Below are 17,082 nucleotides of genomic sequence, written 5' to 3' on the forward strand. Positions count from 1 at the left end.
TCAGGCCACCTGTCGGTTGCGGCGCTTCGAGACGACCTGACCGGTCATGACGAAAGACAGGGCGAGGAGGAACATGAGGGTGCCGATGACGTAGACCTGCACCGGGACGCCGCGCGCCGAGGCACCCCAGACGTACATCGGGAAGGTGATCGAGCTCGGGCTCGCGTTGAAGTTGGTGATGATGTAGTCGTCGAAGCTCAGCGAGAACGACAGCAGGGCACCGGCGGCGATCCCCGGAGCCGCGAGCGGAAGCGTCACACGCAGGAACGTCTGCGTCGGGTTGGCGCCGAGGTCGGCGGCCGCCTCCTCGAGTCGCGGGTCGAGGGTGGCGACCCGAGCCTTGACCGCCACGACGACGAACGACACGCAGAACATGATGTGCGCGATGAGGATGGCGCCCTTCCCCGAAGGCACCCCGAGCATGAGGAAGAGCGTCAGCAGGCTCGAGCCCATGACGACCTCCGGCGTGGCCATCGGCATGAAGATCAGCAGGTTGGTCGCCGAGCGCCCGCGGAACCGGTAGCGGCCCAGGGCGAAGGCGATCATCGTGCCGAGGACGGTGGCCGCGAGCGAGGCGATGACACCGACCTGGAGGCTGAGGCCGAGGGACTCGCAGATGCCCTGCGCGCCGCACGGGTTGGTCCAGGCCGCCGTCGAGAACTGGTCGAAGGTGTAGTTGAACCGGCCCTTGGGTTCGTTGAACGAGAAGACCGCGACCACGAGGTTGGGCACGAGCATGTAGATGAGCACCGCGATCGCGGCGAACGCGATGAGGTGCCGCTTGATCCAGGCCATCAGAGGAGCTCCTCCGTGCCGGCGCGACGGACGTACACCATGACGAGGGTCACGATCGTGACGAGCATGATGAACGACAGCGCCGCGGCGAGCGGGTAGTCGAGGACGCGCAGGAACTGGGTGTCGATGACGGAGCCCAGCATGGTCGTCTGCGTGTTGCCGAGCAGCTTGGCGTTGACGAAGTCGCCGGACGCAGGGATGAAGGTCAGCAGCGTGCCGGCCACGACACCGGGCAGCGACAGCGGCCACGTGACCTTCCGGAAGGTCTGCCACGGCGAGGCGTAGAGGTCGCCGGCCGCCTCGAGCAGCCGCGGGTCGAGCCGCTCGAGCGAGGTGTAGAGCGGCAGGATCATGAAGGGCAGGAAGTTGTACGTCAGGCCCATGATGACGGCGAACTGCGAGTAGAGCAGCGAGTCGTTGTTCGTCAGCCCGACCGCCTGCAGCAGGTTGGTGAACCCGAGCTTGTTCGCGAGCTGGGTGACCGGCCAGTCGTCGGACAGGATCGTGCGCCAGGCCAGCGTGCGGATGAGGAAACTGGTGAAGAACGGCGCGATGACGAGCACGAGCACGAGGTTCTTCCAGCGCCCGGCCTTCTGGGCGATGAAGTACGCCAGCGGGTAGCCGAGCAGCAGGGTGAGCAGGGTCGCGGTGCCCGCGTAGAGCAGCGAGCGCAGCATGTGCGGCCAGTACTGGCTGAACGCGTCGGCGTAGATGCCGACGTTGCCCGTGAAGACGTAGCCGTCGTCGACGTTGCCCTCCTGCAGCGACTGCGAGGCGAGCGTCGCCATGGGCACGACGAAGAAGACGAAGAGCCAGAGCAGGCCCGGCGCGAGCAGGACGTACGGCACCCAGTTGCGCCGCCGTCGCGGCGCGAGGGGTGCCGATGGCTGCCCGGGCGGGTGGGCCGTGGCCGAGGGGAGGACGGCCTGCTCAGCCACGCTCGTCCACCAGCTCGGCGCCGGCGTCGGCATCCTGGGACGCGTCGAGGGCGAAGCCGTGCTCGGCGGCCCACGACACGGTCACGTTCTCGCCGAGGCGGGCCCGCGCCGTGCCGTCGTTCTGCTGGACGACGGTGAGCTCCTGGCCCCACGGCATCTCGACGCTGTACTGCGTAGCGACGCCCGTGAAGGACACATCGCGCACGATGCCGTTGAGGTGGTTCGGGCCGCCGCCCTCACCGAGGCGCAGCTTCTCGGGACGGACGCCGAGCCACACGTCGCGCTGTCCGTCGGGCAGGTGGGCGCGGGCCACCTCGAGCTCGGTGTCGTGGCTGCGGACCCGAACGATGCCGTCGGCGGCCTCCTCGCTCAGCACCGTGGCACGCAGGAGGTTGGACTGGCCGAGGAAGTTGGCGACGAACGTCGACTGCGGCTTCTCGTAGAGGGTCGCCGGGTCGCCGAGCTGCTCCATGCGTCCTGCGTTCATGACGGCGATGCGGTCGGCCATCGTCATGGCCTCCTCCTGGTCGTGCGTGACGTGGATGAACGTCAGCCCGACCTCCTGCTGGATCCGCTTGAGCTCGATCTGCATCTGGCGGCGCAGCTTGAGGTCGAGCGCGCCGAGCGGCTCGTCGAGGAGCAGCACGTCGGGCTGGTTGACGAGTGCCCGCGCCAGCGCGACGCGCTGCTGCATGCCGCCGGAGAGCTGGGTCGGCCGCTTGCTGCCCACGTGAGCGAGCTCGACGAGCTCGAGCGCCTCCTGGGCCTTGTGCTTGGCCTCCTTGTCGCCGCGGCGCTTGAGCCCGAACATGACGTTGTCGAGCACCGACATGTGCGGGAAGAGCGCGTACGACTGGAAGACCGTGTTGACGTTGCGTTGGTAGGCCTTGGTGTCGGTGATGTCGTCGTCACCGATACGGATGCGCCCCGTGGTCGGGGCCTCGAGGCCCGCGATCATCCGCAGCGTCGTCGTCTTGCCGCAGCCCGACGGGCCGAGCAGCGCGAAGAACGATCCGGCCTCGATCGTGAGGTCGAGCGGCTGCACCGCGGTGAACGACCCGAACTCCTTCGTCAGGGCGACCAGCTGGAGGTCGCCCTTGCCTCCGCCCGACATCAGCCGGCCGTGATGGAGGCGTACATGCGGGAGTACTTCGTCTCCTCGGCCTCGGACAGGCCCCGGAAGACCTGCGCCCGGGCGAGGACGTCCTGGGTCGGGACGATGAGCGGGTTGTCGGCGAGCGACTTGTCGATCTTGACCAGCTCCTCCTTGGTGCCCGCGACCGGTGCGATGTAGTTGACGTATGCCGCGACCTGGGCCATGACCTTGGGGTCGTAGTAGTAGTCGATGAGCTTCTCGGCGTTCTTCTTGTGCTTGGCCATCGCCGGGATGACGAAGTTGTCGGACCAGAGCGTGAAGCCCTTCTGCGGCAGGGCGTACTGGATCTTCGGGTCGTCGAACTGCAGCTGGACGACGTCGCCGGTCCAGGCGACGCAGGCGGCGATGTCGCCCTTGGCGAGGCCGTCGGTGTACTCGTTGCCGGTGAAGCCCTTGATCTGACCCGCGTCCTTGGCCTGCTGGATCATGTCGATGGCGGCCTGGAAGTCGGCGTCGGTGAACTTCGTGATGTCCTTGCCCTGGTCCATCATCACGAGGCCGACGGTGTCGCGCATCTCGGTGAGCAGCGTGACCTTGCCCTTGAGCGACGGGTCGGTGAGCAGCTGCGTGATCGACTCGATCTTCTTGCCGCCGGTGGCCTTGAGGTTGTAGCCGATGCCGGCGAAGCCGCTCTGCCAGGGCAGCGAGTACGTGCGACCCGGGTCGAACTCGACGTTCTTGAGCGACGCGTCGAGGTTCTTGGCGTTCGGGATGTTCGCGAGGTCGAGCTTCTGCACGTAGCCCTGGCGGATGAGACGGGCGACCATCCAGTCCGTGCTGCACCAGACGTCACGACCCGTGTCCTTGCCCTGCTGGAGCAGCGGGCGCACCTTGGCGTAGAACTCGTCGTTGTCGAGGTAGTCCTCGGTGTAGTTGACCTTGATACCGGTGGCCTTGGTGAAGGCGTCGAGCGTCGGACGCGACTTGGTCTTGTCGTCCACGTCGATGTACTCGGTCCAGTTCGACCAGTTGACGAGCTTCTCGGTGTCGGACATGTCCTGCGCGGCGGCCGCGGTCTTGGCGGGCGCAGCCGAGCCCGAGGCCCCACCGGTGGTGGGGTTCTTGCCGGCCGAGCCACAGGCCGCGAGGAAGGCGGCGGCGCTCACGCCGGCGGCGCCCATCATGGCCGAGCGGCGGCTGACGAGCCCCCGCGCGAGGGCGGCTCGCAGGACCGGGTTGTCCATGTCGAAGGAGTTGTCGTTCATGGGGTTCATCTCCAGGGGGGTTTCGTGGGCCGGTGTGGAGGGATCGACGCTGACCCGAGGTGGTGCTGCTTTGGGATGCCGTGTCCGACAAGTGAGTTCGCGCCGCCCGGGCTGGACGGCGCGAGGCTCAGGAGTCGATGTTGGCCATGACGTGCTTGATGCGGGTGTAGTCCTCCAGGCCGTACATCGAGAGGTCCTTGCCGTAGCCGCTGTGCTTGAAACCCCCGTGCGGCATCTCGGCGACGATCGGGATGTGGGTGTTGATCCAGACGCAGCCGAAGTCGAGCTTCTTGCTCATGCGCATGGCCTTGCCGAAGTCGCGGGTCCACACGCTCGAAGCGAGGCCGTACTGCACGCCGTTGGCCCACGCAAGCGCCTCGGCCTCGTCGCTGAACTGCTGCACCGTGATGACGGGCCCGAAGATCTCGCTCTGGATGTGCTCGTCGTCCTGGCGCAGGCCCGCGAGCACGGTCGGCTCGAAGAAGAAACCGTCGCCGAGGGTGTTGATGCGCGACCCGCCGGCGGCCACGCGGGCGTGGTCGGGCAGGCGGTCCATGAAGCCCGAGACGTGCGCCATCTGGTTGGCGTTGTTGACCGGGCCGAGGGCGGCGTCCTCGTCGGACGGCATACCGACCTTGACCGAGCTGCGGGCGTATTCGGCCAGGGCGGCGACGAAGTCGTCGTGGACCCGCGGTCCGACGAGCACGCGGGTGGCCGCGGTGCAGTCCTGCCCGGCGTTGAAGTAGCCGGCGCCCGCGATGCCCTCGACGGCAGCCTCGATGTCGGCGTCGTCGAAGACGATGACCGGCGCCTTGCCGCCGAGCTCGAGGTGCACCCGCTTGAGGTCGCGCGACGCGCTCTCGGCGACCTGCATGCCGGCGCGCACCGAACCGGTGATGGCCACGAGGGCCGGCGTCGGGTGCTCGACGAGCATGCGGCCGGTCTCCCGGTCACCGGTGATGACGTTGAAGGTGCCCTCGGGCAGGAACTCCGAGGCGAGCTCGGCCATGAGCAGCGTCGTCTCGGGAGTCGTGTCGGACGGCTTGAGGACGATGGTGTTGCCCGCGGCGAGCGCCGGGGCGATCTTCCACATCGCCATCATCATCGGGTAGTTCCACGGGGTCACCTGGCCGACGACCCCGATGGGCTCGCGGCGCACGAAGGAGGTGTGGCCCTTCATGTACTCGCCGGCCGACTTGCCCTCGAGGACGCGCGCCGCGCCGGCGAAGAAGCGCAGCTGGTCGACCATCGGCGGGATCTCCTCGCTCCGCGTCAGGGCGTGCGGCTTGCCGGTGTTCTCACCCTCGAGGCGGATGAGGTCCTCGGCACGGGCCTCGATGGCGTCGGCGAACTTCAGCAGGGCGGCCTGGCGCTCGCCCGGGGTGGTGTCGCCCCACGTCTCGAAAGCGGTCGACGCCGCGGCGTACGCCCGGTCGACGTCGGCCTGGGTGCTGACGGGGGCCTTGGCCACGACCCGGGCGGTCGACGGGTCGACGATGTCGGCCGTCGCGTCGCCCTCGTGGTCGACGTACTGGCCACCGATGAAGTTGCGGAGCTGGCGCGGCTGGGAAGTCATGCGGGAATGCTAAACGCAGACCTTCGCAATCGTGAAGACTTGTCGAGAAGAAACTTCGGAATCAGTTGCGGCGGGACTTGCCAACAGCGTGTTCCACAGGTCAGTATCGGCGCATGACGACCATCCGCGGCGTGGCCAATGCGGCCGGCTCCGGGGGCAACGGCGCCAAACGGCCCTCGGTCAACCTCGACGACGTGAGCAAGACCATCATCGAGCTGCTCCAGCACGACGGGCGCAAGTCCTACGCGTCCATCGCCCAGGAGGTCGGCCTCTCCGAGGCTGCCGTGCGCCAGCGCGTGCAGCGCCTCCTCGATGCCGACGTCATGCAGATCGTCGCGGTCACGGACCCGTTGCAGGTCGGGTTCCAGCGCCAGGCGATGGTGGGCCTTCGGGTCTCAGGGGACATGACGTCGGTCGCCGACGCGCTGACCGAGATGGAGGAGGTCTCCTACGTCGTCACGACGGCCGGGAGCTTCGACGTGCTCGCCGAGGTCGTCTGCGAGAACGACGCCCACCTGCTCGAGCTGCTCACGAGCCGCATCCGCCCGCTCCCGGGCGTCACGGCGACCGAGACGTTCGTCTACCTGAAACTCAACAAACAGCTCTACAACTGGGGTACACGATGAGCATCAACCCGAACGAGGTCTGGGAACCCACCTCGGACCACCGCACTCCCGCGGGCACCCTGCACTCGGAGGCCGCGCGCGACCACCTGTGGATGCACTTCACCCGCCACTCGGTCTTCGAGGACCGCAGCGAGGGTGGACTCGGCCACACCGTCCCCATCATCACCAAGGGCGACGGCTGGAAGATCTGGGACGACCGCGGCAACGAGTACATCGACGGTCTCGCCGGACTCTTCGTCGTGCAGGCCGGCCACGGCCGTGAGGAGCTCGCCGAGGCGGCGGCCAAGCAGGCCAAGGAGCTCGCGTTCTTCCCGCTGTGGAGCTACGCGCACCCCAAGGCGATCGAGCTCGCCGAGCGGCTCGCGAGCCACGCCCCCGGCGACCTCAACCGCGTCTTCTTCACGACGGGCGGCGGCGAGGCCGTCGAGACCGCGTGGAAGCTCGCGAAGCAGTACTTCAAGCTGACCGGCAAGCCGACCAAGCACAAGGTCATCTCCCGCGCGGTCGCCTACCACGGCACGCCCCAGGGCGCCCTGTCGATCACCGGCATCCCGGCAGCCAAGGAGATGTTCGAGCCGCTCGTGCCCGGTGCTCACAAGGTGCCCAACACCAACATGTACCGCGCCCCCGAGCACCTGCGCGACGACGAGAAGGCCTTCGGCCGCTGGGCCGCCGACCGCATCGCCGAGGCCATCGAGTTCGAGGGCCCCGACACCGTCGCCGCCGTCTTCCTCGAGCCGGTGCAGAACTCCGGTGGCTGCTTCCCGCCGCCTGCGGGCTACTTCGAGCGGGTCCGCGAGATCTGCGACGAGTACGACGTGCTGCTCGTGTCCGACGAGGTCATCTGCTCCTTCGGCCGAATCGGCTCCATGTTCGCGTGCGACGACTTCGGCTACGTGCCCGACATCATCACCTGCGCCAAGGGCATGACGAGCGGCTACTCCCCCATCGGCGCGATGATCGCGAGCGACCGGCTCTTCGAGCCGTTCAAGTCGGGCACGACCTACTTCCCGCACGGCTACACCTTCGGTGGCCACCCCGTGTCGGCCGCGGTCGCGATGGCCAACCTCGACATCTTCGAGCGCGAGGGCCTCAACGACCGGGTCAAGACCAACGCCCCGGTCTTCAAGGCGACGCTCGAGAAGCTGCTCGACCTGCCGCTCGTCGGCGACGTCCGCGGTGCCGGCTACTTCTACGGCATCGAGCTCGTCAAGGACAAGGCCACCCGCGAGACGTTCAACGACGCCGAGTCCGAGCGGCTGCTGCGCGGCTTCCTCTCCAAGGCCCTCTTCGACGCCGGCCTCTACTGCCGCGCCGACGACCGCGGAGACCCCGTCATCCAGCTCGCGCCACCGCTCATCATGGGCCCGGAGCAGTTCGACGACATCGAGTCGCGACTGCGCTCGGTGCTGACGGAGGCCGAGAACCACCTCTGACCCGAAGCCCTCCCTGACTCCGTGCGTATGCCGTGGGGGTGTCGCCGGCCACGAAGCCACCCGTTCGCGGGTGGCTTCGTGCATTTCCCGGTGGTGGCTCGGGCGGCGCAGTGCCGGAACGCTGGTGGGCGCCGTTCGTTGGGGTAGGTATCCGACGAGTGCGACGCCGACGCATCGCCGACCAAGGAGAAGACATGGGATTCCTCGACAAGCTGCTGGGCCGTGAGCCGCTCCAGCAGCAGCGCCCCCAGCAGGCCCAGCCGCCGACCGGCCAGCCCTACGCCGTGCCCGCACCGCGTGGTGGCGCCTCGACGGAGGACGAGCGCGCCATCGCCCGCTACAGGTACCTGCTGCGCACCGCGCCGCCGGAGGACATCGAGAAGGTGCACACCGAGGCCTTCGCCAAGCTCTCGCCCGAGCAGCGCCAGATGGTGCTCCAGCGCCTCAACGAGGACCTGCCCGAGGGTGAGCGCCCGCGCAGCGACCAGCCCGCCGACCTCGCGCGCAGCGCGACCCGCGCCGAGATGAGCCGACCCGGCTACCTCCAGGGCGCTTTCGGTGGCGGCCGTGCCGGCATGGGCGGCATGGGGATGGGCGGCATGATCGCCGGCTCCATGCTCGGCACCATCGCCGGCGTCGTCGTCGGCTCGGCCCTCGCCGACATGATGCTCGGAGGCTACGACTCCTCGCCCGAGGCGCAGGAGGCCGGCGACGCGAACCCCGACGCCGGTGGGGACGCGGGCGACTCGGGAGATGCCGGTGGTGACGCCGGCGGCGACGCGGGCGGAGACGTCGGCAGTGACGCCGGTGGCTCCGACTTCGGCGACTTCGGCGGTGGGGGCGACTTCGGTGGCGACTTCGGCGGTGGTGACTTCGGGGGGTTCTGACCGGACTCCGTAGGCCCCACGGCCGCGCGGCGTTCGGTTCCCGCGGTCCCCGACCTGCTCGGGGCCACGGAACCGGGCGCCGCGCGCGTCTGTCCCGAGAGAGCCCTGTCGGGAAGCCCCGCCCGGACCTGTCGGGTTTGTCCAAGACGGGTGCGCCCCTTGCGGCGAGGCTGGCCTCCCACCGTCACCACGAAAGGCAGACCCCATGGCCATCGCCGCCCTGAAGATGCTCACCCTCGACAGCTCGGACGCCCGCCGGGACGCGGCTTTCTGGTCGACGGTGCTCGGCTGGGAGGTGGCGCACCTGCAGGACGAGTACGCGATGCTCACCGGTCCTGCCGGACTCGCCCTCGGACTCGGCCTGGTCGACGACCACGAGGCACCGGGCTGGCCGAACGCCCACGGCAGCAAGCAGTTCCACCTCGACCTGGCCGTCGACGACCTCGACGCCGCGGCTGCGGACTGCGTCGCGGCCGGTGCAACCCTCCCGGACGAGCAGCCCGGAGAGACGTGGCGGGTGCTGCTCGACCCGAGCGGCCACCCGTTCTGCCTCACCCAGGCCGCCAACTGGGGCTGAGGCACCCGCCGGTCAGACGCCGGCGAGCCAGTGGAAGAGCGCTGCGATCCCGAGGATCACGGGCACCGAGGCGAACGTGCTGACGAAGATGACGTCGCGAGCGAGGTTGACCTCCCGCCGGTAGCGGACGGCATACGTGAAGATGTTCTGTGCCGTCGGGAGGGCTGCCGTCACGACGACGGCGAAGAGCGCCTCGCCGCGCAGGCCCAGCGCCACACCCACGCCGAACGCGATCGCGGGCATGAGCAGGGTCTTGAGACCGACGATCGTCCACACGTGGCCCGCGGAGCGACCGGTCGCCGGTCGCGGGCCGCGCCGCAGCGAGATGCCGAAGGCGACGAGCATCGAAGGGACGGCCATCGCACCGAGCAGGTCGATGGGCGCCGCGACGACGCGCGGCAGGTCGATGTCGAACACGGCGATGAGCAGGCCCGCGACGGCACCGAGCGTGATCGGATTGCTGAACATCCGCCGAAGGCTGCGGCCCAGGGTCGGGCGCTCACCGCGCGCGTCGCTGTCGAAGAGCGCCATGTAGACCGGCGTGATGATGAGCAGCTGCATGAGCAGCGTCGGCGCCACCCACGCGACGTCGCCGAGGACGTAGAGCGCGATGGGGATGCCGAGGTTGCCCGCGTTGACGTAGGCCGCCGACAGGCTGCCGATGAGCCGTGACCCGAGCGGCCCTCCCGCCCAACGGAACCGGGCGATGAGAAGGTAGAGACCCACGACGAGCGCGAAGCTGATGAGCGACGTCACGAGGTTGGCCGACAGGACCGCGTCGAGCGACGTGCGCTGCATGACGGTCAGCAGCAGCGCCGGCGAGGCGACGTGGAAGGCGAGGCGCGAGAGGTTGACCTGCGCCGAGTCGTCGAGGACGCGACGGTCGGCGAGGAGCCAGCCCACCGCGACGATGATCGCGATCGTGGCGAAACCCTCGAGCACACCGACCATGCCGGTGATCCTTGCAGCGACGACGGGCGTGGCGTCGCGCGGGTCCGCTCCTCGGCCGTCCCGCCGGGGCAGGATGGGCGGATGGAGATCGAGACGCTCGACGAGCTGGACGACCACCTCGACTCCGACGGACCGCTGCGCGGCCTGCGCCTGCAGGGCCTCGACCTCACGACCTACGGCGCGCGCCTCGCTTCCCACGGGGACCTCACCGGTCTCGTCGTGCTGGGCGGCACCGTCCCGGTCCCGGTCGCCGAGCTGCTCCTGACCCGCGGCGCGATCATCTTCCCCGGCGTGGCCGACGCCCCGGTCGACCCGTGGCGCGGGCTCTACCTCCCGTCCGACCTCTACGCCGGCCTCGAGGACGGCTACGCCTCCACACCGGATGCCCGTGCGTACGCCTGGTTCATCGACGCGCAGCTGCGCACGGACGCCTACTGCACCCTCGTGCGGGCGATCCACGACGACTCCGTGACCGACGAGCTGGACGAGTTCGTGCAGGGCCGGTCGGTAGTGGGCATCATGGGTGGCCATGCGCTGCAACGGAACTCAGCGGCCTACGCCGGTGCGGCCCAGCTGGGGCACGCGCTCGCCGAGGAGGGGCACCTCGTCGCGACGGGCGGCGGCCCGGGAGCGATGGAGGCGGCCAACCTCGGCGCGCTGTGCCGGAGCGCGGCGGCGCTCGAGGAAGCCATCGGCCGCATCGCCGGCGTCCCGGGCTTCCGGCCCGACGTCACCTCGTGGGCCGCGACCGCCCTCGCGGCCCGGGACGTCGTAGTCGGCGACGAGCCCCAGGCTCCCACCGAGACGATGGGGCCGTCCGCCCGGTCACTCGGCATCCCGACGTGGTTCTACGGGCACGAGCCGCCCAACGTCTTCTGCGACGTCATCGCCAAGTACTTCTCCAACGCGATCCGCGAGGAGGGGCTGCTGGCGCGGTCGAACGGCGGGATCGTCGTGCTCGACGGGGCTGCCGGAACGGTGCAGGAGGTCTTCCAGGCCGTCACCCCGCTCTTCTACGCCCCCGGCGACGCTCCGCTGCCGCCGCTCGTGCTCGTCGGGCGTGAGCACTGGACCGAGCGCGTCCCGGTCTGGGCGGCCGTCCAGGCCCTTGCCGCCGGCCGCCCGATGGCGGAGGCCATCCACCTCGTCGACTCCATCGACGAGGTCCTCCCCCTCCTCGGACCTGCGCCCTCCACCCTTCGAGGTGATCGCGGCAACCACGTCGGCGCCGGGATCACCTCGAATCAGGGGGCACCCGAACGCGGTTCGAGGTGATCGCGGCAACCGCGTCGGTGCCGGGATCACCTCGAACGGGGTTCAGGCGGAGGGGGCGCGGAGGACGGGGGTCAGGGTCTCGAGGACCGAGGCGTCCTCGATCGTCGCCGGCACCGACGGGCTCTTGCCGTCGGCGAGCTCGCGCATCGTCTTGCGCAGGATCTTGCCCGACCGGGTCTTGGGCAGCCCGGCCACGATGTCGACCTGGTGCAGGGCCGCCACCGCGCCGACCTCGGCTCGCACCCGTGCGACGAGCTCGCGCCTGATCCGCTCGCCGTCGGCCTCGGGGTCGACGCCGGACTTGAGCACGACGAGGGCACGCGGGACCTGGCCCTTGAGGTCGTCGTGGACCCCGATGACCGCGCACTCCGCCACGGCCTCGTGCCCGGCGAGGGCGGCCTCGAGCGACCCGGTCGACAGCCGGTGCCCGGCGACGTTGAGCACGTCGTCGGTGCGGCCCATGACGTAGAGGTAGCCCTCCTCGTCGAGGTAGCCGCCGTCACCGGTCAGGTAGTAGCCGGGGTAGGCCGAGAGGTAGGAGCTGACGTAGCGGTCGTCGTCGCCCCAGAGCGTGGGTAGCGTGCCGGGCGGCATCGGCAGCTTGATGCAGATGGCACCCTCGATGCCGGGCTCGACGGGCTCGCCGGTGCCGTCGAGGACCTGCACGTCGTAGCCGGGGACGGCCACCGTCGGTGAACCCGCCTTGATCGGCAGGAGCCCGATTCCCTTGGGGTTGGCGGCGATCGGCCACCCGGTCTCGGTCTGCCACCAGTTGTCGATCACCGGCTTGCCGAGGGCGGCGGAGGCCCACTCGTAGGTGTCGGGGTCGAGCCGCTCCCCCGCGAGGAAGAGCGCGCGGAAGTGCGACAGGTCGTGCTCGGCGAGCTTGGACGCCGTCGAGTCGTCCTTCTTGATGGCGCGGAAGGCCGTCGGCGCGGTGAAGAGGCAGACCGCGCCGTACTCGGCGATGACGCGCCAGAACGCGCCGGCGTCCGGGGTGCCGACCGGCTTGCCCTCGTAGAGCACCGTCGTCGCGCCGGTGAGCAGCGGCGCGTAGACGATGTAGGAGTGGCCGACGACCCAGCCGACGTCGCTGGCGGTGAACATCGTCTCGCCGGGGGCGACGTCGTAGATGTTGGCCATCGACCAGCGCAGCGCGACGGCGTAGCCCCCGCTGTCGCGGTAGATGCCCTTGGGCTTCCCCGTCGTGCCAGACGTGTAGAGGATGTAGAGCGGGTCGGTCGCGGCGACCGTCACGCACTCGCTGCCCTCGCGGGCCGCGTCGCCGGACTCGAAGTCGGCCCAGTCGATGTCGCGCTCGCCCAGCTCGGCGGGCTGCTGCTCGCGCTGGAGGACGACGCAGTGCTCGGGCTGGTGCTCCGAGCGCCGGATGGCCTCGTCGAGGAACGGCTTGTACGGCACGACCCTGCTGGGCTCGACGCCGCACGAGGCCGACAGCACGACCTTCGGCGCGGCGTCGTCGATGCGGGCCGCCAGCTCCTGCGGCGCGAAGCCGCCGAAGACCACCGAGTGGATCGCGCCGATGCGCGCGCAGGCGAGCATCGCGATGACGGCCTCGGGCACCATCGGCATGTAGATGACGACCCGGTCGCCCTTGCCGACGCCGAGCCCGCGCAGGCCCCCGGCCACGGCGCGCACCCGCTCCAGCAGGACGGCATACGTCATCGTGCTCTTCGTGCCCGTCACCGGCGAGTCGTAGTGGATGGCCGCCTGCTCGCCACGCCCTGCCGCGACGTGGCGGTCGACGGCGTTGAAGCACACGTTGAGCTCGGCGTCCGGGTACCACCGGTAGAACGGCGGCCGCGAGTCGTCGAGGATCCGCGACGGCGGGGTCACCCAGTCGATGCCCTCGGCGGCCGTGCGCCAGAACCCTTCCGGGTCGCGCAGACTCGCGTCGTAGATGCTCTGGTATGCCGTCGCAGCGCCTTCGCTCATGGGCTCGCTCATGGCCTCACTGTGCCGCCGGTGTGGCCTCCGCGCCAGAGTCCGTGCGCCGAGGTGACGCATCTGACAGATGAGCGGTCGTGATCGCGACGCACATTCCGGCGGCGGCGAGGCACAGGGCCCCGGCGACGTACCAGGCGAGCGTGTAGGCACCCAGGTGGTCGCGCACGATCCCGGCGCCGAGGGCCGCGGCCGCCGCCCCGAGCTGGTGCGAGGCGAAGACCCAGCCGAAGACGATGGGGGCCCGCTCGCCGTAGGCGCTGCGGCACAGGGCGATCGTCGGCGGCACCGTGGCCACCCAGTCGAGGCCGTAGAAGAGCACGAAGGCCAGCATGTTGACGTGCATCGAGTCGCTGAAGAGCGACGGGAGCAGGAAGAGCGAGGCGCCGCGGAGCGTGTAGTAGGCCGCGAGCAGGACCCGCGGGTCGACCCGGTCGGTCAGCCACCCGGAGAAGATGGTGCCGACGACGTCGAAGACCCCGACGAGCGCGAGCAGCCCGGCCGCTGTGGTCGTCGGCATGCCGTGGTCGTGGGCGGCCGGGATGAAGTGGGTGCCGACGAGCCCGTTGGTCGACGCGCCGCAGACGGCGAAGCTGCCGGCGAGGAGCCAGAACACGCGCGTGCGCGCGGCGTGGCGCAGGGTGTCGATGGCGAGTCGCGCGGGATGTCCGGTGGGTCGCGGCGGCCGGGTCACCGACGTGCCGGCGGGCGCCCCGTAGGCGGTGATGCCGAGGTCGCTCGGGTGGTCGTGCAGCTTCCACACCACGAGGGGCACGACCGCCAGGGCCGCCACGGAGGTGGCGACGGCCGCGCTGCGCCAGCCGTGCTGGCCCGCGAGCCAGGCGAGGAGGGGCAGGAAGACGAGCTGACCCGTCGCGCCTGCCGCAGTGAGGACACCCGTCACGAGGCCCCGCCGCCCGACGAACCAGCGACCTGCCACGGTCGCGACGAGCCCCATCGACATGGCGCCGGTGCCCATCCCGACGACGATCCCCCAGCAGAGCACGAGCTGCCACGACTGCGTCATCCAGACCGGCAGCAGCGACCCGACGCTGACGAGGACGAGCGCGACGGCGACCACCCGCTGGATGCCGAGCCGCTCCATCAGCGCCGCGGAGAAGGGGGCCGCGAGGCCGAAGAGGACGAGGTTGACCGATACCGCGCCGCCGATGACGCCCATGGGCCAGCCGAACTCGTCGTGCAACGGCGTCATGAGCACGCCCGGCGTCGAACGGAATCCGGCCGCCCCGATGATCGTCAGGAAGGTGACGACCGCGACCCACCAGGCGGGGTGCAGACGGTGGCGTCCAGCGGAGGGCAGCGATGCGCCGGAGCCGGCCCCGAGGGCGTCGTCGGCAGCGGAGTGTCGGTCGGTGAGGCTCACGGGCCCAGCCTGCGGCATACGCCATCGGTCGAACGAGTGGCCGGAGGGACATCATGTGAAAGAATCTGGCCATGCGACATGCAGCAGGACGGCCCCACCTCGTCGTCGTCCTCGCCCTCGACACGGCCATCGCCTTCGAGGTCGGCCTGCCCCACCGGTTCCTGCGGGCCAGCGCGCTCGATCCCGGGTGGCCCGGCCCGCCGACCGGAGCGGCACCGCCCTACGACGTGCGCCTCGTGACCCTCGACGACGGCCCCGTGACCACCTCCGCGGGGTATGCCGTGCTGCCGACCCACCCGAACTCCGAGCTCGCGCGCGCGGACACCGTCGTCGTGCCCGGCATCAACAGCGACATCGTCGAGACCGGGCGGTTGCCCGAAGAGCTGCGCCGCCTCGCCGCGACCGCTCGACCCGATGCGCGCTGGCTCTCCATCTGCACCGGCGCGTTCGTCCTCGCAGCGCTCGGCAAGCTCGACGGACGTCGGGCCACGACGCACTGGTGCCACGCCGACGCGTTCCGTCGGCACTTCCCCCAGGTGCTGCTCGACCCCGACGTGCTCTACGTCGACCACGGCGACGTGCTCACCTCGGCGGGCAACGCCGCCGGCATCGACCTCCTGCTGCACGTGCTGCGCTCCGACCTCGGCACCGAGGCCGCCAACCGCGTCGCCCGGGGCGCCGTCGTGGCGCCGTGGCGTGCCGGCGGGCAGGCGCAGTTCATCGACCGCCCGGTACCCGACGAGTCCGACACCGGCACGGGCGCGACCCGCGTCTGGGTCCTCGAGCACCTCGACGAGCCGATCGGCCTGTCGGACCTGGCCCGTCACGCCGGCACGAGCGTGCGCACCTTCACCCGACGCTTCCGCGAGGAGACCGGTGAGACGGCGGGCGTGTGGCTGGCCCGCGCGCGCGTCGACCGCGCCCGGCACCTGCTCGAGACGACCGACCTGCCCGTCGACCGCGTCGCGCAGGCGGCCGGCTTCGGCACGAGCGCGTCGCTGCGCCAGCACCTGGGGGCCGCCGTCGGCGTGTCACCGCTCGCCTACCGCCGCACCTACCGCGCCGACTCCGCCTGAGGCGGGCCGGCCGCTCAGGTGGCGATCGGGAGGTGGGGGTGCACCGGCGAGCGCCCTTGGAACGACAGGATGGCGGGGTTCTGCACCACGCCGCCGCGGATCTCGATGGAACGACGGATGGTCGGGCTGGCCTCCCACGCGTCGGGGCCGGCCATGACGGTCGGCAGGAACGGCAGCAGGGCTTCGCTGATCTCCCACGTCGCGGCGTCCCAGAGGTAGGACGGGCTGTGGTCGACGGCGTAGTAGAGCACGTGGTCGCCGACGACGAACGTCGGCTCGGTGAAGGTCGTCGGGCGCGCCCAGCTGAACCCCATGCCCTCGTCGCAGGACACGTCGATGACGAGGCTGCCCGGGCTCATGCGCTTGAGGTCGTCATCCGTCATGAAGGTCAGCGGGGCGTCGGTGTCCTGGAGCACACAGTTGACGACGATGTCGTGCTCGGCGAGGAACTCCCCGAGGGCCACCGGCCCGGCCTCGGTGACCGCGTGGCTCGCCCGCGTCGTCGTGTCGTCGGTGTCGAAGTGCACGATGGTGGCGGAGTGGATGGGCGCGGCGACCGCCGCCGTCTGGCGGTGAGTCAGCACGTCGACCTGGCCGACGCCCAGCGCGTTGAGCGCGGTGACGGCGCCTCGCGCCGTGGCGCCGAAGCCGATGACGACCGCGCGGCGGTGCGGACCGTAGTCGCCCGAGATCCCCGCGAGCGAGAAGGCGTGCAGCACCGAGCAATAGCCGGCGAGCTCGTTGTTCTTGTGGAAGACGTGCAGGTTGAACGAGCCGTCCTTGTTCCAGTGGTTCATCGCCTCGAAGGCGATGAGCGTCAGCTGCCGGTCGATGGCGACCTGCGTCAGCTGGGAGTCCTGCACGCAGTGCGGCCAGCCCCAGAGCACCTGCCCGACCCGGAGGGCGGTGATGTCGCTGAGGAGCGGCTTGGGCGCGAGGATGACGTCACACTGCGCCACGAGCTCGTCACGGCTGCGGAAGCCACCGACGAACCGCTCGAGCTGGTCGTCGGCGACGCCGTGGCGCAGGCCGTAGCCGTGCTCGAGGAAGATGCCGGACCTCAGCGCCTCGGGGATGCGGTCGAAGTGCCTGGGGTGCAGCGGCAGCCGGTGCTCGTTCTCCTTGAGCGACCGTCCCATGACCCCGACGCTGAGCTGCGCCATGCGCGAACCTCCTGTGGGCCGGCCCGCGCCCTCCCCGGCGACCGGCCGCCGGGGCTCGGGTCGGGACCGACC

At 70.3% G+C, this 17,082-nt stretch carries 15 protein-coding genes; 6 read left to right on the forward strand and 9 right to left on the reverse strand.

Annotation, left to right across the window (positions count from 1 at the left end; genetic code table 11):
- The 5 genes from U5C87_RS18850 to U5C87_RS18870 all read right to left on the reverse strand — a co-directional run bounded on the left by U5C87_RS18850 (position 1) and on the right by U5C87_RS18870 (position 5,670).
- Positions 1-795: an ABC transporter permease gene (locus U5C87_RS18850; protein ID WP_330474008.1), complete on the reverse strand. Its 795-nt coding sequence runs from the start codon at positions 793-795 to the stop codon at positions 1-3.
- Positions 795-1,733 (reverse strand): ABC transporter permease, encoded by a 939-nt coding sequence (locus U5C87_RS18855; RefSeq protein ID WP_330474009.1) that lies wholly within the window; start codon positions 1,731-1,733, stop codon positions 795-797. Before U5C87_RS18855 ends, U5C87_RS18850 begins: the two co-directional genes overlap by 1 nt.
- Positions 1,726-2,847, reverse strand: coding sequence for an ABC transporter ATP-binding protein (locus U5C87_RS18860; RefSeq protein ID WP_330474010.1), 1,122 nt, complete (start codon positions 2,845-2,847; stop codon positions 1,726-1,728). Before U5C87_RS18860 ends, U5C87_RS18855 begins: the two co-directional genes overlap by 8 nt.
- Positions 2,847-4,094 carry a polyamine ABC transporter substrate-binding protein gene (locus U5C87_RS18865; protein WP_330474011.1) on the reverse strand — a complete coding sequence of 416 codons (1,248 nt, stop codon included), beginning with the start codon at positions 4,092-4,094 and terminating at the stop codon, positions 2,847-2,849. Before U5C87_RS18865 ends, U5C87_RS18860 begins: the two co-directional genes overlap by 1 nt.
- A 127-nt stretch (positions 4,095-4,221) precedes the next feature.
- Entirely contained in the window at positions 4,222-5,670 is a 1,449-nt protein-coding gene (locus U5C87_RS18870) for a gamma-aminobutyraldehyde dehydrogenase (protein WP_330474012.1), read from the reverse strand.
- A 113-nt stretch (positions 5,671-5,783) separates the two neighbouring features.
- On the opposite strand from U5C87_RS18870, the gene U5C87_RS18875 reads away from it, so the two are divergent.
- The 4 genes from U5C87_RS18875 (at position 5,784) to U5C87_RS18890 (ending at position 9,196) form a co-directional block, all read left to right on the forward strand.
- Positions 5,784-6,296, forward strand: a complete 513-nt coding sequence (locus tag U5C87_RS18875; RefSeq protein ID WP_030146624.1) for an Lrp/AsnC family transcriptional regulator — start codon at positions 5,784-5,786, stop codon at positions 6,294-6,296.
- Positions 6,293-7,732, forward strand: coding sequence for an aspartate aminotransferase family protein (locus U5C87_RS18880; RefSeq protein WP_330474013.1), 1,440 nt, complete (start codon positions 6,293-6,295; stop codon positions 7,730-7,732). Before U5C87_RS18875 ends, U5C87_RS18880 begins: the two co-directional genes overlap by 4 nt.
- 194 nt (positions 7,733-7,926) lie before the next feature.
- Positions 7,927-8,619 (forward strand): hypothetical protein, encoded by a 693-nt coding sequence (locus tag U5C87_RS18885; RefSeq protein WP_330474014.1) that lies wholly within the window; start codon positions 7,927-7,929, stop codon positions 8,617-8,619.
- A 205-nt stretch (positions 8,620-8,824) separates the two neighbouring features.
- Positions 8,825-9,196, forward strand: a complete 372-nt coding sequence (locus U5C87_RS18890) for a VOC family protein (protein WP_330474015.1) — start codon at positions 8,825-8,827, stop codon at positions 9,194-9,196.
- A gap of 12 nt (positions 9,197-9,208) precedes the next feature.
- Here U5C87_RS18890 and U5C87_RS18895 read toward each other — a convergent pair whose 3' ends face one another.
- The gene (locus tag U5C87_RS18895) at positions 9,209-10,147 is read right to left on the reverse strand and encodes an AEC family transporter (RefSeq protein ID WP_330474016.1); all 939 of its coding nucleotides are present in this window, start codon (positions 10,145-10,147) and stop codon (positions 9,209-9,211) included.
- An 81-nt stretch (positions 10,148-10,228) separates the two neighbouring features.
- Here U5C87_RS18895 and U5C87_RS18900 point away from each other — a divergent pair, with 81 nt between their 5' ends.
- Positions 10,229-11,422, forward strand: a complete 1,194-nt coding sequence (locus U5C87_RS18900; RefSeq protein ID WP_330474017.1) for an LOG family protein — start codon at positions 10,229-10,231, stop codon at positions 11,420-11,422.
- 42 nt (positions 11,423-11,464) lie between these two features.
- Here U5C87_RS18900 and U5C87_RS18905 read toward each other — a convergent pair whose 3' ends face one another.
- Both U5C87_RS18905 and U5C87_RS18910 read right to left on the reverse strand, forming a co-directional pair.
- Positions 11,465-13,378, reverse strand: coding sequence for a propionyl-CoA synthetase (locus tag U5C87_RS18905; RefSeq protein WP_330476717.1), 1,914 nt, complete (start codon positions 13,376-13,378; stop codon positions 11,465-11,467).
- A gap of 16 nt (positions 13,379-13,394) precedes the next feature.
- Positions 13,395-14,771, reverse strand: coding sequence for an MFS transporter (locus tag U5C87_RS18910; RefSeq protein ID WP_330474018.1), 1,377 nt, complete (start codon positions 14,769-14,771; stop codon positions 13,395-13,397).
- A 71-nt stretch (positions 14,772-14,842) separates the two neighbouring features.
- On the opposite strand from U5C87_RS18910, the gene U5C87_RS18915 reads away from it, so the two are divergent.
- A complete protein-coding gene (locus U5C87_RS18915) occupies positions 14,843-15,847 on the forward strand; it encodes a GlxA family transcriptional regulator (protein ID WP_330474019.1) in 1,005 nt (334 codons plus the stop codon).
- Between the two features lie 14 nt (positions 15,848-15,861).
- Here U5C87_RS18915 and U5C87_RS18920 read toward each other — a convergent pair whose 3' ends face one another.
- The gene (locus U5C87_RS18920; RefSeq protein ID WP_330474020.1) at positions 15,862-17,010 is read right to left on the reverse strand and encodes a N(5)-(carboxyethyl)ornithine synthase; all 1,149 of its coding nucleotides are present in this window, start codon (positions 17,008-17,010) and stop codon (positions 15,862-15,864) included.
- Between the last annotated feature and the right edge of the window lie 72 nt (positions 17,011-17,082).

This window comes from Terrabacter sp. C0L_2 (genome assembly GCF_036352015.1).
Lineage (GTDB): Bacteria > Actinomycetota > Actinomycetes > Actinomycetales > Dermatophilaceae > Terrabacter > Terrabacter tumescens.

Excerpts from the sequence above, each read along its gene's own strand:
- U5C87_RS18850 (WP_330474008.1), bottom strand. The coding sequence starts at position 795 with ATGGCCTGGATCAAGCGGCACCTCATCGCGTTCGCCGCGATCGCGGTG.
- U5C87_RS18860 (WP_330474010.1), bottom strand. The coding sequence starts at position 2,847 with ATGTCGGGCGGAGGCAAGGGCGACCTCCAGCTGGTCGCCCTGACGAAG.
- U5C87_RS18865 (WP_330474011.1), bottom strand. The coding sequence starts at position 4,094 with ATGAACGACAACTCCTTCGACATGGACAACCCGGTCCTGCGAGCCGCC.
- U5C87_RS18870 (WP_330474012.1), bottom strand. The coding sequence starts at position 5,670 with ATGACTTCCCAGCCGCGCCAGCTCCGCAACTTCATCGGTGGCCAGTAC.
- U5C87_RS18875 (WP_030146624.1), top strand. The coding sequence starts at position 5,784 with ATGACGACCATCCGCGGCGTGGCCAATGCGGCCGGCTCCGGGGGCAAC.
- U5C87_RS18880 (WP_330474013.1), top strand. The coding sequence starts at position 6,293 with ATGAGCATCAACCCGAACGAGGTCTGGGAACCCACCTCGGACCACCGC.
- U5C87_RS18885 (WP_330474014.1), top strand. The coding sequence starts at position 7,927 with ATGGGATTCCTCGACAAGCTGCTGGGCCGTGAGCCGCTCCAGCAGCAG.
- U5C87_RS18890 (WP_330474015.1), top strand. The coding sequence starts at position 8,825 with ATGGCCATCGCCGCCCTGAAGATGCTCACCCTCGACAGCTCGGACGCC.
- U5C87_RS18895 (WP_330474016.1), bottom strand. The coding sequence starts at position 10,147 with ATGGTCGGTGTGCTCGAGGGTTTCGCCACGATCGCGATCATCGTCGCG.
- U5C87_RS18900 (WP_330474017.1), top strand. The coding sequence starts at position 10,229 with ATGGAGATCGAGACGCTCGACGAGCTGGACGACCACCTCGACTCCGAC.
- U5C87_RS18905 (WP_330476717.1), bottom strand. The coding sequence starts at position 13,378 with ATGAGCGAAGGCGCTGCGACGGCATACCAGAGCATCTACGACGCGAGT.
- U5C87_RS18915 (WP_330474019.1), top strand. The coding sequence starts at position 14,843 with ATGCGACATGCAGCAGGACGGCCCCACCTCGTCGTCGTCCTCGCCCTC.
- U5C87_RS18920 (WP_330474020.1), bottom strand. The coding sequence starts at position 17,010 with ATGGCGCAGCTCAGCGTCGGGGTCATGGGACGGTCGCTCAAGGAGAAC.